The sequence below is a fragment of the Paenibacillus sp. FSL W7-1287 genome (assembly GCF_038004245.1).
Taxonomy (GTDB): Bacteria; Bacillota; Bacilli; order Paenibacillales; family Paenibacillaceae; genus Pristimantibacillus; species Pristimantibacillus camelliae.
The window spans coordinates 2700001-2716246 of sequence record NZ_JBBORD010000001.1; the positions used below are offsets into that span (position 1 = coordinate 2700001).

A 16246-nucleotide genomic window follows, 5' to 3' on the forward strand; every position below is an offset into this window, starting at 1 on the left:
ATCCGTTGACGAGGAAAGTACATTCTCTTCGTAATAAAAACTCGTCTCGTAAGCGTCCTCTCCGCTCTTGATTACCATTAACGCTAAGGAACCGGTAGGCTCCTCCTCAAGCCAGCTCCAACCAGCGGAAGAGGCTGGGTCAGTAAGCCGAAGCGTTTGCAGCGCAATCACAGTTTGATCTGAAGTTAGCTCGAACACCTCCGTTGAGCCAACCTTTTGCACGTATACAACGGCATCTTCCCCGACATCAAGCGCGAAGGGAAGACGAAACGATGCCGTAACCGAAGGCATCTCATCTGGCGGATACGCATAACGTATTGCTTCCGTAGCCAAGCGCTGCTCCGTTGGTGATTCGACAGGCATTTCCTCGATCGGTCTCTCCGTGAGCGTCTCTATTGGCTTCTCGGGTTGCTTCGTCTCCTCGAACGCCATCGTTACCACAGGCCGCTCCGTCTCTGCAGCCTTATCCGGCGTTGCTCCTATATCGCAACCGACAGCTACAAGCAGAAGCGCAAATAACAAGAGACCCAACCTAACCTTTCTCATCAACAAACCACCTTCCAAAAATTGTTAAACGTAAACATATCAGCATAGACGGCTGTTGTTTCCAAAAGGTTACGTTGTCTCCAAAAAAAGACTAGGCATGCTCGAAATCGTTATACGATTACGGCACACCTAGTCATCTTTTAAGAAATAGCTACCTAAACATTCCCCAAAGCTTTATAAGATGCAGCGTGTTATTAGGGTCAATTTTTTGGGCAAGCACAAAATTAATAATTTGCTCTTCCTGTACCTCACTCAGCTTCTCCTGCAAAATTGTAGCAGATGTTCGAGTTAGCCTGCGGACCTTAGCACGATCCTGCAAGTCATACTTCGTTACATCACCAAGCAAATTTCGCATCTTTTCTTTAACGATGGGGTTCTTCATCTTAAGCTTTATTCGTTCTACAAACTGTGGACTAATCCCATATCGTTGATAACTCATACGTTAGACACCTCCAAGGCAACTATCCTAATGAGTTAACTATATGCGAATAAAACCAAAATCTTGACTAATCTATCTGTTCTCCTTGAAATAATGGGTCATTGCGGAGCCATTCTATTAATCTTGAATAAACGGCATCCTGCCAAAAGCTCTCTGTTGCTACAAGCGCAGCGGCATCCTCGCGTGCCTGCTCCAAAAGCTCATAATCAGCAACCATATCTGCTAGTCTAAACTCCGGCAAGCCGCTCTGCTTCGTTCCAAAAAATTCACCTGGACCGCGCAGCTCAAGATCTCGACGAGCAACCTCGAAGCCGTCATTCGTGTCGGTCATCACCTTCATCCGCTCTTGACCAACCTCTGATTTCGGATCAGCAAGCAGAATACAGTACGACTGATGCTCGCCACGACCTACACGTCCGCGTAGCTGATGCAGCTGAGATAATCCAAAGCGCTCTGCATCCATAATCATAATCACCGTAGCATTCGGCACATCTACCCCAACCTCGACAACGGTCGTAGCAACGAGCACCTGTGACTCATTTGCTGCAAAGCTGCCCATTGCCTGCTCCTTCTCAGCAGTACTCATCCGGCCATGCAGCAGACCGACCTTTAGATCGGGAAATGCGCCCTGAATCATCAAATGAACATCAATTGCATTTTGCACCTCGAGCTTGTCCGATTCTTCGATAAGCGGACAGATCACGTAGGCCTGCCTGCCTTCGGCAACCTGCTTGCGAATAAATTTGAGCGCACGATCCAACGATTGTGACTTAAGCCAGTAGGTCTCAATGGGCTTTCTCCCTTTTGGACGCTCACGAATCGTTGAAACATCCATATCTCCAAAGGCAGTAATGGCAAGCGTACGCGGGATAGGCGTTGCAGTCATCGTCAGTACATCTGGATGAATGCCTTTTTTCCTCAGTATGCTTCGCTGATTCACACCAAAGCGATGCTGCTCGTCAACGACAATAAGACCAAGCTTATTAAAATGCACATCCTCTTGAATTAATGCATGTGTGCCAATAACGAGATCAGCTAAGCCCATCTGCAGCTCAGCAAGAATATCCTTGCGTTTTCGCTCAGATACACTGCCAGTCAATAAACGAATGCTCATATTCGTATGTTCAAACAAGCGGGATAGGCTTTTCATATGCTGCTCAGCAAGTATTTCGGTAGGTACCATTAGCGCACCTTGATAGCCTGCTCGAATTGCACTATATAGAGCAATAGCAGCGACTACCGTTTTGCCGGAGCCGACATCCCCCTGTAGCAAGCGATTCATACTATAGCTTCGGCGCATATCAACCGATATATCATTGATTGCCTTTTTTTGACCAGTAGTAAGCTCGAACGGAAGCATTGCAGCAAATTCACGAATCCACTCACTCTTTAGCGGCATCGCAATACCTGCCTTACGTCGGTGAGACAGTGCACGATAAGCCTGCAGACGAAGCTGAAACAAGAACAGCTCCTCATACACCATTCTACGTCGAGCCTCTTGACCAGCCTCTAGATCGCCTGGAAGATGTATGTGCCGTATCGCTTCCGCACGATTCATCAGCTTGTATTTTTCCACAAGCGAATAAGGCAATATTTCCTCAACCATCGAGCTATATTGCTCTAGCGCTGAAGCAATCAATTTTCGAAGCCAAGGCTGAGTAATTTTCCCGCCAACCGAATAGACCGGCTGGAGTGTATCCATCTTCGCAGAAGGCTTTGCCTGATCTAAGAACTCGGACTCGGACACCGTCAGCTGCAGGCGAGAAGGCTCCCACTTACCCGTAAGCAGCACCTCACGCTCCGTTGTCAGCTGCTCACGGAGGAAATGACGATTAAACCAAGTCGCAGTAATTAATTGCATGCCTACCTGAATCTTGCAGGTTAAACGAGATTTAGCTTTCCCGTAGCGCTGAAGAACTGGAGCACCGCGTACAATGCCAACAACCGTTGTTTTTTCACCCGGTTTTACATCAAGAAGATCTCGTACGCGATAATCCTCATAGCGAAACGGAAAATATAACAGTATATCATTCACTGTAAATAAGCCAAAGGCGTGGAGCTCTTTTTCCTTAAGAGCACTCACGCCTTTCAACTGCTTTACAGGAATTTGATCAAGTTTGATCATTCCACTTTCACACCTTAAATAAGAATACTGCCGAAGTTCCTGGGCCAGTGTATGTACCGATTACTGAACCAACCGTTGTATAACGAACTTCCTTAATATTGAGCTCAGCAGTGACACGCTGCTCAAGCTCATTTGGCGTAGTATCGTCATCCGTCTTCGCAACAACTAGAATAAGCTCATCGTTACCATAGCTTTGCTTGAGAAGCTCAACAATCTTTGACATCGCCTTTTTAGTGCCTCTAGCCTTATCCACAGCAGTAACCGTTCCGTTCGGCTCGAGCGAAAGAATAGGCTTAATATTAAGTAACGATCCAATCATAGCAGAAGCCTTGCCAATTCTTCCGCCCTTTTGTAGATAGTCGAGTGTGTCGACAAGGAAATAAACGCCTGTGTTGTCATTCTGACACTGCTTCATGGCAGCAACAATCTCATCAACAGAAGCACCACTTTGTGCCATCTGAGCAGCAAGCACTACCTGCGCGCCATGTCCATAAGAGGCGGAGCAGGAGTCAACGACAGTAATGTCCGCTCCTTCAACCTCCACCATCGACTTTGCAATTGTCGCAGATTGATACGTACCACTGAGCACAGAGGCAAGATGAACTGAAATAATTGGAGCAGTCGGATCCTCTGCAAGCAATTGCTCATAAACCTCTAAAAATTCAGCGGGCGAGGGCTGAGACGTTTTAGGTAAAGCTGTAGATGCCTTCAAGCGTGAATAAAATTCCTCCGGTGTCAAATCAACTGCATCTCGATATGTTTCTTCACCAAAAAGAACTTTTAAAGAAATCATTGTAATTCCAAGCTCTTCACGGACTTCAGCTGGAATATCAGCTGTGCTGTCAGTAACAATTCTCACTTTACTCACGATTTACTTCAACTCCTCTCTGTTATGAACTAACCATTATTCAACTGCAAATACATACGGATAAAGAGGCTGACCACCATATTGAAGGTCAATTTCTAAATCCGAGTGATTCTCATTAATCCATTCACAGATCGCCGAAGTAACATCCTCCGTTGCATCTTCACCCGTTAATATAGTAATGATGTCTCCCTCATCCTCAAGCATGCTAGCAAGCAGTGCTTGACAAGCAGCAAGCAGGTCAGCCTCAGAGGTTACGATCGATTTCTCTTTAAGTCCAATATAATGACCCTCGGTAATCTCTACACCATCTATGCTTGTGTCTCTTACCGCTTTAGTCACTTGACCCGAGATTACCATGCTAGCAGCAGATTGCATCCATTCTTTATTGCGCTCAGGTGTTTCATCCTCTTTGAACGCGAGCACTGCGGCAATACCTTGCGGAATCGTCTTCGTTGGGATGATGGTCACTTGACGCTCTGTTAGTTGAGCAGCCTGCTCTGCCGCTAGAATAATATTGCTATTGTTAGGGAATATGAAAATATGCTCAGCAGATAAAGCCTCTATTGCTTTAACAAAATCCTCTGTACTTGGATTCATCGTTTGTCCACCTGATAGCACAACATCCACATCACTGCTGCGGAACAGCTCAGCGACGCCTTCACCAAGTGCAACAGCAATCATACCGTAAGGAGCGCGCTCAAAGCCATGCTCTGTAGGGCGATTATCAATAGCCTGTCCTGCCAAAAGCTCAGCAGCAGACAAATTAGCCTCACTGCTAGTCTCTTCTTCCTCAAGCAGCTGGCGATGCTGCTCACGCATATTCAGAATATGAATATCTGTCAGCTCACCGTAGCGTACAGACAGATTGAATACATCGCCTGGCTTGCGAGAATGAACATGAACTTTAATAATGTCATCATCCGTTATGACTAGAATTGAATCTCCGTCTTTAGATAATGCTTTCTTGTAAGCGGATTCATCAAACACTGCCACGGAATTTCCTGACACATTGCGCTTGATAAAAAATTCCATATCATAAAAGAATTCAATATCTAAAGTTTCTAGCTTCGCTTGTGCAGATGTTGGCTCGGAATGCTTCACCACATTGATTTCAGCGGGTGCTGCTACAGTTGCACTATCCTGTCCAACTTCAACCTTTGCACCAGAAAGAGCTTGCACAAAGCCTTCATAAATGTACACGAGACCTTGACCGCCAGAGTCTACGACGCCTACCTGCTTCAATACTGGTAATAGATCTGGAGTTTTTTGAAGCGCCTCATTTGCTCGTGCATGCACTTCCACCATTAGCTCTAGCACCTCAGTATTGCGTCTTGCAAATTGAACTGCATGACGTGCCGCTTCTTTGGCTACCGTTAGAATCGTTCCTTCAACTGGCTTAACTACTGCTTTATAAGCCAAATCAACACCATGCTGAAGTGCTGCTGCAATATCCATTGCTGTAGCCTGCTCCACATGTGCTAGAGATTTCGAGAAGCCACGGAACAGCTGTGATAGTATTACGCCTGAATTACCGCGTGCCCCCATTAGCAAGCCTTTAGACAACGCTTCTGCCGTTTTCCCTAAATGGGCGGACTGTTTGTTTTTTAGCTCCGTAATACCAGAGGTCATTGTTAGATTCATGTTTGTTCCTGTGTCACCATCTGGCACTGGAAATACGTTAAGTGCGTTTACCTTTTCAGCATTACGCTTTAGTAAGTCGGCGCCTAATAATGCCATACTCGCAAAATCAGATCCGTCAATTGCTCGCTTACTCAAAGAAATTCCCCTTCCTGCTAAGTAGATACCCTCACGTCTTGAACGAATATATTGACTTCGTTGACATCAAGGCCTATTACTTCGTTTACAACATAAGTAACTTTAGATCGAATATTATTTGCTACTTCAGAAATTTTTGTACCATAACTTACAATAATGTATAAATCGATATTTACACCGTTCTGAACTTGCCTTATTTCAACACCTTTAGTCAAGTTGTCTCGACCGAGAAGTACTGCAATTCCATCCTTAAGTCCGTTACGTGATGCCATACCAACTAGCCCATAACATTCTAAAGCAGCATATCCAGCAATGGTAGCTAAACAATTATCAGAAACTTGAATTTGCCCTAACGTATTGTTTAATTGTATTGGCATACTACTACACCCCTTGCCCTATATTATGGACTGATTTACATTGTACTATAAACTCGGAAGTTATTGAAGCCAAATGTTAAAAATCACTTAAATAGCCGTAGAATTAGGTTGAACCGTGTCAAACTTTATGTTACGATATTTAGGCGTGTTTATAATTGTAATGTTATAATGATGAGAAGCAAAAGCAAGCATAGCATGGATATGTTAAAGCTATGAACGGTTAAGCTATTTTCGCTCATAATTCGTGAAGGAGGTGTTTTTATGTCCCGCAAATGCTTCATTACTGGCAAATCGCCTAAAAAAGGTAACAGCGTATCTCACGCGAACAACGCAACTCGTCGTAACTGGGGAGTTAACGTTCAAAAGGTTCGTATTCTAGTTGATGGTAAACCAAAACGTGTATACGTCAGCGCTCGCGCGTTGAAATCTGGTAAAGTAACTCGCGTGTAATACGCTCTACTTACCATAGACAAAAGCACCTGATCCTCAGGTGCTTTTTTTTGTAAACCTAAAACTGGAACGAAGCCCAATCACTTGGTGTCGATATGATATTAATTTTTCTGAAATGTATTTAGTAAAGCTTTGACAAACCCGCCTAAAAACTTCGGCAGTTTAATCGTGTAAAATTTCATGCCCATCCCTCCTTGAAACGCACGGTGATCCGCATACTCAAATCTCCGCTCTTGTAAACCATATTATGCAGAAACTCGAAAACGTAGACCAACACTCGCCTAGGAGAACGAACTTTATTATAGGCTTGCAGCCTGCATTACATCAGGGTTATCCCTTATAAATTGGAACATCGCGATAATAACCACAATTAAAAAATACATCGCAATAGCTAGAACAATGAACGTAATACGTAGGCCGATTGTTTCAAAGCGGCGAAAAAAACGAATACCGATATATACGGTAAGCAAGGAAAAGAGGTATTTTGCAAAAGTTGTAATAGTAGAGAATAATGCAAGACTCCCGCCAGCAAGCAGGGCGTAGAGTAGGAGCCACATTACCGTAGAAACGCTAACCTTCATACGATCCCCCCTGTAGATGAGGTTTTAAGATCGAGCTTTGATCACGATGAACGTTCAGCGATGCGTATTCGGCGGCGAATATCGCGTTCATCGTTCACTCCAGTGCTCACGTACATAATTCGTACGCTCCGCGCTTCGCTTCTCTAGCTTCTCGCGATCTTCTTGGTGCTGAAAGCTCGATCTTAAAACTTTCATTAGAATTTGGATTGATTGAGCTTTGATCACGATGTGTACTCAGCGATGCGTATTCGGCGGCGAATATCGCGTTCATCGCTCGCTCCAGTGCTCACGTACATAATTCGTACGCTCCGCGCTTCGCTTCTCTAGCTTCTCGCGATCTTCTTGGTGCTGAAAGCTCGATCTTAAAACTTTCATTAGAATTTGGATTGATCGAGCTTAGATCACGATGTGTACTCAGCGATGCGTATTCGACTGCGAATATCGCGTTCATCGTTCGCTCCAGTGCTCACGTACATAATTCGTACGCTCCGCGCTTCGCTCTAGCTTCTCGCGATCTTCTTGGTGCTGAAAGCTCGATCGAGCTTTGATCACGATGTGTACTCAGCGATGCGTATTCGACTTCGAATATGCCATTCATCGGAAGCCTCCGGTGCTCATGTACTTAACCCGTACATTCCGCTCCTCGTTTCCTAGCTTCATGGCATCTTCTCGGTGCTGAAAGCTCGATCTTAAAACTTCGATTGGAATTTGGATTGATTGAGCTTTGATCACGATGTTATACCTACGATCCATATTCGACGGCGAATATCGCATTCATCGCTCGCTGTAGTGCTCACGTACACATTACGTACGCTCCGCGCTTCGCTTCTCTAGCTTCATGGCATCTTCTTGGTGCTGAAAGTCTAAAGTTCCCCGATGTAATAAGCTCAATCTTAAACCTTCGATTGTATATTTGCTTTGTACTGCTTGTACTTCTTCATCGCCGATCACGATACTGCGGCTCGCGGATACCCCGCTTCTTACCACTATCTCAGCGATGCGATTGCTTCTGCGCGGTTTGGTGCGTTGTAGACGGCATTGCCGGCGACTAGGACGTTGGCACCTGCTTCGCGAACGAGTGCAGCTGTCTGCGCATTAATGCCTCCATCCACTTGAACATCAACATGTGTTAGTGAACGAGCCTCTAGCATGCTGCGCAGCTCCCTTAGCTTCGTCGTAGAATAAGGAATAAATGACTGTCCGCCAAAGCCTGGGTTCACCGTCATGATTAGCACCATATCAATATCCTCTAGAACAGGCGCTAGCGACTGCACAGGCGTTGCAGGATTAAGTGCAACACCAACGGGTAGCCCTTGCTCCTTAATCGCGTAGATCGTGCGGTGAAGGTGCGCACAGGCTTCTAGATGAATTGTGATGCGATCAGCACCCGCTGCAATGTAATCTTGTATCGACAGCTCTGGACGCTCTATCATTAGGTGTACGTCAAAAGGCAGCTTCGTTACTGAACGTACGGCTCCAATAACCGGTGGCCCGAACGTTAAATTCGGCACAAATTTTCCATCCATTACGTCAATATGCACCCAATCGGCGCCAGCTTCTTCAATGGATTTAATTTCTGAACCTAGCTGAGAAAAATCAGCAGATAGTATAGATGGTGCAATAATGGTCATGTTGAATTAGTACCTCCGTTTTTGTTCTTTCAGCTCCGTCAGGAAGGCTAAATAATGCTCATGTCTGCTGGATTCGATCTCGCCGTTCTCGACTGCATCTAATACGGCGCAGCCTGGCTCTTGAACATGCGTACAGCCTCTAAACTTGCAGTTAGGGGACAGCTCACGCATTTCTATAAATCCGTAGGACAGATCAGATATGCCTAGCTCTTGGAAATCAAGTTGGCTGAAGCCTGGCGTATCAGCAACATAGCCACCGCCAATATCAATAAGCTCAACATGGCGCGTCGTATGCTTACCTCGGCCTAGCTTATTGCTAATTTCATTCGTTTCGAGTGTGAGACCCGGTACAAGTGCGTTAAGCAGTGAAGATTTACCGACGCCCGACTGTCCTGCGAACACAGCAACATGGCCCTTCAATCGCTCGTGCAAGGCGCCAATCCCTTCATGCTCAACAGAGCTCGTACTATAGATCTCATAGCCCAGCTTGCCATAAATTCGCTTAACAGCTTCAAGGCTTGACTTAGCTTCTTCCTTAAGCTGCGTCTCAGCCTCTTCTGACATCGCAAAATCCTGCTTACTTAAAACTAACAGCGGCTTTATGCCTGCATGCTCGATATGTACAAGAAACTTGTCCAACAACTGAAAATTAAGCGAGGGCTCCACAACCGAGAACACGAGCACCGCAAGATCAACATTTGCGACAGGTGGACGGATGAGCTCCGTCGAACGAGGCAGCAGCTCGACAACGGTCCCTTCGCCATTTTCAGTTAATACATAATAGACCTCGTCTCCAACTAGCGGAGTCAGGCCTTTCTTCTTAAAAACTCCTCTAGCACGGCATTGTACCGTGCTAGAAGAGGTTTGATTATCATGAGGCTGAACATAGTAATATCCGCTTAAAGCTTTCACAATCACACCAGGCAGCATTGCTGAAGAATCTGGCACAACCTTATCATTCTTCTGTTGTGTTCGCCGGTTGATCGCTTTGCTCATCGTTATCATTAGCCTCCGTATTTTCGTTGTGCTCACCGCCACGTGAGAATGTTTCCTCGTCAGGAGTATGCGTAGGTTCAAGCTCTTGTCCTGGTACAACCATTTCATGTGAGCCTTGTGCAATATCTCCATAGTAAATATCTTTAATGTCCATAAATACGCCATCTCGATAAACCGATACCTTGGCTACCGTGTCTGGATCAAGTACAAGTGTCAAGGAAATATCAACAGTACTTGTAATTGTTCGCGGTTCGAGCTCCATGTTTTCACCACGCGCGTCTGAGTAATATATTTTCACTTCACTCGCTGATCCATGCATAGCGGGCGAAATTCTTACATTAAATTGATAGTTCTTTGCATCCTTTGGATAGCCAGAGCTTACGACAAGCGTCACTTTTGTACCTTTTTCCACCATCTCGTTCGGCTCTGCATTGCCTTGACTAATAACATGATCCTTCTCGAACAGATAACTAGCTTCATACTTGATATCTTGTTCCTCTAACACAAGACCACGTGATTCCAGAAGCAGCTTCGCTTCCTTTAACCGAGCGTCAGTCAGATCAGGCATTTCAACAAGCTCAGGCCCTTTACTTACTGTAAAGCTAATCAACACATCATCTGGATTTATTTCTTCACCAGCTGGTGGAGATTGCTCAAGAATTGTACCTGCAGGCGACTCGTCAAACACTTCAGTAAAGTCGATCTGAGCTTCCTTAACCCCGAGATCAATTAACGCATTAACCGTCTGCTGCTTCATAGAATTGATATAGTTATCCAATTCCTTCAGCTCGGGACCAGCACTTATCGTAAGCTCAATATATGTGCCTTTCTTAACCATCATACTCATCTTAGACTGCGCAATAACCTGATCCTTAGGAATAAGCTTACTCGTTTCTCGCGTTACTGGCTCTGTCACATTTAAGCCAGCCTCTGCCAACATCTTACGAGCTACTTCTTCTGTTTCCCCAACAACATAAGGAACCTTCACATCCTCTGTCCTAAAGGAATCCAGCAGCCTAAAAAATCCCCACAGCAGGGCCGCTAAAAACACTAACGTAATAAGCACAACAATTAACGGCTTTTTCCAGCCTCCAGATGTCTTTACAGGCTCTCCATCAACAAATTGTCCAGTATGCATCGTGACGGATGCTGTATCAGTAAGTCTTGCCGTATCGCTGTAGCGTGCCGTGCTGCTCATCTGCCCTGTGTTCATATCGTTAGGCATAGAGGTAGAGCGAATGGCTGGCATAACCTTTGTTTCCTGCATATCCACAGCATCATTAAACGTAATCTTTGGCTCATAGAGACGATGCGGCTGCAAGCAAGTTTCTAGATCAGCCATCATCGCTCGTGCTGATTCATAACGATCGTTCGGGTTTTTACGCATCGACTTTAATATAATGTTCTCAACTGACTGCGGAATATGAGAATTAACGACGCGCGGTTCTTCAAAATGATCCTGTAAATGCTTTAACGCGATGCTAATCGGACTTTCTCCGAAAAACGGAAGATTACCTGTTACCATCTGATACAATACAATACCTAAGGAATATAAGTCCGATTTTTCTCCTGTATTCACACCTTTTGCATGCTCAGGTGAAAAATAATGCACAGAGCCAACTACAGAGCCTGTGTGTGTTATTTTTGAAGAAGTTGCAGCTCTAGCTATACCAAAATCCGTTACCTTCACACGCCCGTTATTGCCGATTAATATGTTATGAGGCTTAATATCACGATGAATAATATGATTAGCGTGTGCGTGATCAAGTGCATCACATATTTGTTGAGCGATATGAACCGCTTCTTCAATCTGCAATGGTGCACGTTCAACTATAATTTCATTCAGATTATGTCCTTCGACATATTCCATAACGATATAATGTATATCTTCTTCTTGACCAACATCATAAATACTAACAACATTCGGATGCGATAAAGCAGCTGCGTTCTGCGCTTCTCTACGAAACCTACTAATAAACTCCTCGTCATTAACGAATTGCTGACGCAGTACTTTGACAGCAACCTTGCGATTAAGCAACACATCATGAGCCTTGTAAACAAGGGCCATGCCCCCACCGCCAATACGGGAAATAATCTCATAGCGACCAGCCAAGTCGTGTCCAATCATTATGATTCCTCCCTTCTGTCGGGGCTATCCTTCATATCACACAATACGAGTGTAATATTGTCTTCGCCGCCTGCCTCTAATGCAAGTTCTATTAATTGATCGGCACGCTGCTGCAAGGGCAGCGAGGAGGCAATCGTCTGATGCAATTGCTCCTCGCTAACGCGATTGCTTAATCCATCACTGCATAGCAGCAAAAGATCCTCATTCTTCCATTCCATAACGCGTACATCTACCTCTACATCATCATCGGTGCCGATGGCGCGCGTTAGTACATTTTTACGTGGATGATGCTCCGCCTCTTCAGCAGTTAGCTGTCCGGACTGAACGAGCGCATTAACTAAGGAATGATCCTCGGTAAGCAGCTCAATCCGTTCCTCATTGACACGATAAGCACGGCTGTCACCTACATGTCCAATAACGACAAGTGAGTGAATGAAGAGCGCAGCTACTATTGTCGTCCCCATATTGTGGTACTGTGTCAATTGCTTCGCAAGACGATAGATTTCTTCATTCGCCTGACGAATCGCAATTCTCATAAGTCGCTTCGCATCTTCGGCCGTCCAGTTGGAAATTTCATTATGCTGCTGCAGAATGCGTTCAAAAGCCTCCACAGCAACTTGACTTGCTACATCACCAGCTTGGTGTCCTCCCATGCCATCTGCAACGATAGCAAACGCAAGCTGATCATTTATCGAACCCGTCAATGCACTATCCTCGTTCACTTGACGGATTCTTCCTATATCACTGCGATTAACCATTAACAAGCGTTATCACCTCGCCGTAGACTCCATATGTTTCGCACGTAATTGCCCACATGCTGCCGCAATATCATGTCCTTGTTCCCTGCGAATTGTTACGTTAATTCCATTGTTTTCAAGAACTTTCGCGAATGCAAAAATATCGTTTCGTGGTGTACGAACATAATTGCGCTCTGGTACATGGTTAACTGGGATAAGGTTAACATGGCAAAGCATATCCTTGATGACGCTAGCTAGCTCTTCAGCATGCTCCACCTGATCATTGACGCCGCCAATTAACGCATATTCAAATGTAATCCGTCTACCCGTCTTACCTAAATAGTAGCGAATCGATTCGATTACATCATCGAATGGATAGCGCCTGTTGACAGGCATTAGCTTGGAACGAAGCTTATCATTCGGTGCATGAATGGACAAGGCCAAGTTAATTTGCGTGTTTTCTTCTGCAAACTTATAGATACTCGGCACGATACCACTTGTCGAAACGGTAATATGACGCTGACCGATATTTAAGCCTTTCTCATGGATCATATTGCGTAAAAACGCCATCGTCGCATCATAATTTTCGAACGGCTCACCTGAGCCCATAATAACGATGCTCGATACTCGCTCACCTGTTGCATCTAGCATTTGCTGTGCAGTAACGACCTGCGCAACGATTTCACCAGCAGTTAGATTTCTCTTCAAGCCGCCTAAGGTTGACGCACAGAAGGTACAGCCAATTCGGCAGCCTACCTGCGTCGTTACGCACACGCTATTACCGTAGCTGTGGCGCATAATAACCGTTTCAATCGCATGATTATCATGTAAGCCAAACAGAAACTTAACTGTGCCGTCACGCGATTCAAACTTTGTAATTTCAGTAAGCGTTACGAACTCAAACTGGTTACTAAGCTTTTCACGTAAGCCTTTCGATAAATTCGTCATCTCATCAAAGCTTTTTACTCGTTTGACATATATCCAATCAAACACTTGATCCGCACGAAAAGCAGGCTCGTCATTATCCTTCATCCATTGCTGGAGCTCTTCATGTGTATAGTCATAAATAAAAGGGTTCATTTTATCACACCTGTATTCAATTTTAGAGGTTACACGCAGCTTCAAGCTGCGCTGCAACTATTTTAACACAAACTATAGCGTTGAGCTATTCGAGCTCTGAGCACTCCTTTTTAAGCGAGCGATATAAAAGCCATCGCTGCTCGCATGGTGCGGCAACAGCTGAAGCTGCCCATCAAATTGTTCTGAGACAATACCTTGCTGCTTTAAGGATGTGAGCAGCGCTTCTGGCCACTGTGCATCTAAGCTATACTCCTTATGACGAGCTAGGAAGCTGGCCACCTGCTCTTCATTCTCTTCCTTAGCAATGGTGCAGGTACTATATACGAGCACACCGCCTGGCTTCACCAGACCACTCATGGCATCGAGCAATTGAGTTTGAATGCCCGCAATATCCTTTACATCACCGGGCTGCTTCGTCCACTTAATTTCAGGCTTGCGGCGGATAACACCAAAGCCGCTGCATGGTGCATCAAGCAGCACAGCATCAAAGCTTGCCGGCTCTAAAGAATCAGCTAACAAAGCAGCATCCTGACTCGAGGTCTGTACATGCTCCAAGCCTAACCGAGCAGCCTGCTCCTCGATCAGCTTGCGCTTATGCTCATGAAGGTCGTTTGATAGAAGCATCCCTTCACCCTTCATTAGCTCGCCAATGTGCATGCTCTTCCCTCCGGGCGCAGCACATGCATCAAGCACCTTCATACCAGGCTTCGGCTCCAGCACTTCCGCTACGAGCATCGAGCTTTCGTCCTGCAATGACCAATGACCTTCCTTAAAGCCCTCAAGCGCAGCAAGATGTCCACCCTTTTCTACATTAATCCCAGCTGGAGCAATTGGCGATAAAGACACTTGCAAGCCTGCAGCCTCTAGCTCCTCCAGCACCGCGTGCGGTGAAGTTTTCATCGTATTGACTCGAATTGAGCTATGCGGCGGCTCATTGCTTGCATGAAGAATCTGCTCAGTAGCTTGCCGTCCGTACACTGTTAACCAGCGCTCTACCAGCCATATGGGGAATGAGTAACGCACACTGAGCGTTTCTGCATCAGTAGACAAAGCAATAAGCTCTGGCTTTAGCTCTTCCTGCTTACGTAGCACATTGCGCAGCACACCATTCACCATACCAGATATACCTTGGTGTCCTCTTTTTTTCGCTATCTTAACCGCCTCATTAACGACAGCATGAGCAGGTATTCGGTCCAACCACAGCAGCTGGTACATACTCATTCTCAGCAGCTGATGAACCCATGGCTGAAGCTTATGCAAACCTTTAGCAACAAGCTGCGAGAGCCAATAATCGATCGTTAGCTTCCGACTAATTGTGCCATATACAAGCTCAGTTGCAAGACCAGCATCTGCACGAGAAAGTTGCTCGGATTGCAGCGTGCGATTCAATTGCAAATTGCTGTATGCACCTGCTTCCTCCACCTTTACAAGCACATCGAGCGCAACCTGTCTTGCTGAACGAGTCGCTTGCTGCTTAGAGCTTGACTTTCCATTGTCAGTCGCTTGTCTATTCTGATGCTTTCTATTGTTGCTATGTGAATGTTTCTTATTGTTTTGTCGCTCACTCATGCTTGTACCTCTTCACCGAAGCGTGCACCGACAATAGCACGAGAACCTTGTATCCAATCACTTACATTCATCATACGTTTTCCAGCCGGCTGAATTATCGTAAGCAGCAGCTGACCTTCTCCGGTTTGTACGACGATGCCATCTGCAGATGCACTAACAATCGTACCCGTTGCAGCATTAGATGATGCTGAAAGCGGCTTACAGCCCCATACTTTAAATACTTCGCCGTTCAGCGTTGTAAAAGCTCCTGCCATTGGCGATAGCCCGCGAACCTGATTGAAGATCGAGATGGCTGACTTATCCCACTCAATTCTTTCATCCTCACGTGTTAAGTTTGGTGCATATGTAGCTAAGCTATCATCCTGAGGGATCGCTTGAAGCTCACCTCGAATAAGTGGCGGCACAGTATCGATGAGCAGCTTAGCTCCAGCGATGCTAAGCTTTTCGAATATCGTTCCAGCATTGTCTTCATCCGTAATCGGAATCGCGACAGAGCTAATCATATCACCAGTGTCCAGCCCCTCAGCCATATACATGATCGTAACGCCTGTTTCCGATTCGCCATTTATAATCGAGCGCTGAATCGGAGCGCCTCCACGATACTTAGGCAGCAGTGAGCCATGCACATTAATGCAGCCATGCTGCGGAAGCTCAAGCACCGCTTTAGGCAAAATTTGTCCATAGGCTGCTGTTACGATGAGTTCCGGTTTATAGGAAGCGACTTCAGCTATTGCATCCTCATTGCGCATGCGCTCTGGCTGAAGAACGGGAATGCCAAGCTCTAGTGCTGCCTCCTTCACAGGAGTTGGTGTCAGCAATTTTTTTCTGCCTTTAGGCCGATCTGGCTGAGATACAACAGCTACAACCTCATAGCCTTGCTCAACTAATGCACGAAGTGAAGGGACAGCGAAGCTCGGTGTCCCCATAAAAACGATCCGCATAT

The 16246-nt window shown here is 45.6% G+C and carries 16 protein-coding genes (1 of these 16 cut by a window edge); 1 reads left to right on the top strand and 15 read right to left on the bottom strand.

All coding sequences use genetic code 11. The features are described 5' to 3' along the window. The 6 genes from NSQ99_RS12325 to NSQ99_RS12350 all read right to left on the bottom strand — a co-directional run. Window positions 1–546, bottom strand: the 5' portion of a protein-coding gene (locus NSQ99_RS12325) for a hypothetical protein (RefSeq protein ID WP_340836873.1). Its footprint begins 525 nt before the window's first position; the window shows 546 of its 1071 coding nt (coding positions 1–546); its start codon is at window positions 544–546; the stop codon falls past the left edge of the window. Window positions 547–697: 151 nt separating this feature from the next. Next, the gene (locus tag NSQ99_RS12330) at window positions 698–985 is read right to left on the bottom strand and encodes a stage VI sporulation protein F (protein WP_251665568.1); all 288 of its coding nucleotides are present in this window, start codon (window positions 983–985) and stop codon (window positions 698–700) included. A gap of 67 nt (window positions 986–1052) precedes the next feature. Beyond that, window positions 1053–3110 carry an ATP-dependent DNA helicase RecG gene (recG, locus tag NSQ99_RS12335; RefSeq protein WP_251665569.1) on the bottom strand — a complete coding sequence of 686 codons (2058 nt, stop codon included), beginning with the start codon at window positions 3108–3110 and terminating at the stop codon, window positions 1053–1055. Window positions 3111–3117: 7 nt separating this feature from the next. Next, window positions 3118–3978 (bottom strand): DegV family protein, encoded by an 861-nt coding sequence (locus NSQ99_RS12340; protein WP_251665570.1) that lies wholly within the window; start codon window positions 3976–3978, stop codon window positions 3118–3120. Window positions 3979–4014: 36 nt separating this feature from the next. Further along, window positions 4015–5754 carry a DAK2 domain-containing protein gene (locus tag NSQ99_RS12345; protein WP_251665571.1) on the bottom strand — a complete coding sequence of 580 codons (1740 nt, stop codon included), beginning with the start codon at window positions 5752–5754 and terminating at the stop codon, window positions 4015–4017. Between the two features lie 17 nt (window positions 5755–5771). Then, window positions 5772–6131: an Asp23/Gls24 family envelope stress response protein gene (locus tag NSQ99_RS12350; RefSeq protein ID WP_251665572.1), complete on the bottom strand. Its 360-nt coding sequence runs from the start codon at window positions 6129–6131 to the stop codon at window positions 5772–5774. 261 nt (window positions 6132–6392) lie between these two features. On the opposite strand from NSQ99_RS12350, the gene rpmB reads away from it, so the two are divergent. Further along, window positions 6393–6581 (top strand): 50S ribosomal protein L28, encoded by a 189-nt coding sequence (gene rpmB / locus NSQ99_RS12355; RefSeq protein WP_251665573.1) that lies wholly within the window; start codon window positions 6393–6395, stop codon window positions 6579–6581. Between the two features lie 101 nt (window positions 6582–6682). Here the strand turns inward: rpmB and spoVM are convergent, their stop codons facing one another. The 9 genes from spoVM to fmt form a co-directional block, all read right to left on the bottom strand. After that, entirely contained in the window at window positions 6683–6763 is an 81-nt protein-coding gene (gene spoVM, locus NSQ99_RS12360; protein ID WP_123039970.1) for a stage V sporulation protein SpoVM, read from the bottom strand. A 117-nt stretch (window positions 6764–6880) separates the two neighbouring features. After that, on the bottom strand, window positions 6881–7162 hold the full coding sequence (locus NSQ99_RS12365; RefSeq protein WP_340836878.1) for a hypothetical protein: 282 nt from the start codon (window positions 7160–7162) through the stop codon (window positions 6881–6883). A 986-nt stretch (window positions 7163–8148) separates the two neighbouring features. Continuing rightward, entirely contained in the window at window positions 8149–8793 is a 645-nt protein-coding gene (gene rpe, locus NSQ99_RS12370) for a ribulose-phosphate 3-epimerase (RefSeq protein WP_251665575.1), read from the bottom strand. Between the two features lie 6 nt (window positions 8794–8799). After that, on the bottom strand, window positions 8800–9723 hold the full coding sequence (gene rsgA, locus NSQ99_RS12375; protein WP_251666337.1) for a ribosome small subunit-dependent GTPase A: 924 nt from the start codon (window positions 9721–9723) through the stop codon (window positions 8800–8802). Window positions 9724–9748: 25 nt separating this feature from the next. Further along, a complete protein-coding gene (gene pknB / locus NSQ99_RS12380) occupies window positions 9749–11917 on the bottom strand; it encodes a Stk1 family PASTA domain-containing Ser/Thr kinase (RefSeq protein ID WP_251665576.1) in 2169 nt (722 codons plus the stop codon). Beyond that, on the bottom strand, window positions 11917–12675 hold the full coding sequence (locus NSQ99_RS12385; RefSeq protein WP_251665577.1) for a Stp1/IreP family PP2C-type Ser/Thr phosphatase: 759 nt from the start codon (window positions 12673–12675) through the stop codon (window positions 11917–11919). The genes pknB and NSQ99_RS12385 overlap by 1 nt, the downstream gene beginning before the upstream one ends. 12 nt (window positions 12676–12687) lie before the next feature. Further along, entirely contained in the window at window positions 12688–13734 is a 1047-nt protein-coding gene (rlmN, locus tag NSQ99_RS12390) for a 23S rRNA (adenine(2503)-C(2))-methyltransferase RlmN (RefSeq protein WP_251665578.1), read from the bottom strand. 72 nt (window positions 13735–13806) lie between these two features. Further along, complete coding sequence (gene rsmB, locus NSQ99_RS12395; RefSeq protein ID WP_251665579.1) at window positions 13807–15303, bottom strand: 16S rRNA (cytosine(967)-C(5))-methyltransferase RsmB; 1497 nt, start codon at window positions 15301–15303, stop codon at window positions 13807–13809. Next, window positions 15300–16244: a methionyl-tRNA formyltransferase gene (gene fmt / locus NSQ99_RS12400; protein ID WP_251665580.1), complete on the bottom strand. Its 945-nt coding sequence runs from the start codon at window positions 16242–16244 to the stop codon at window positions 15300–15302. Before fmt ends, rsmB begins: the two co-directional genes overlap by 4 nt. Between the last annotated feature and the right edge of the window lie 2 nt (window positions 16245–16246).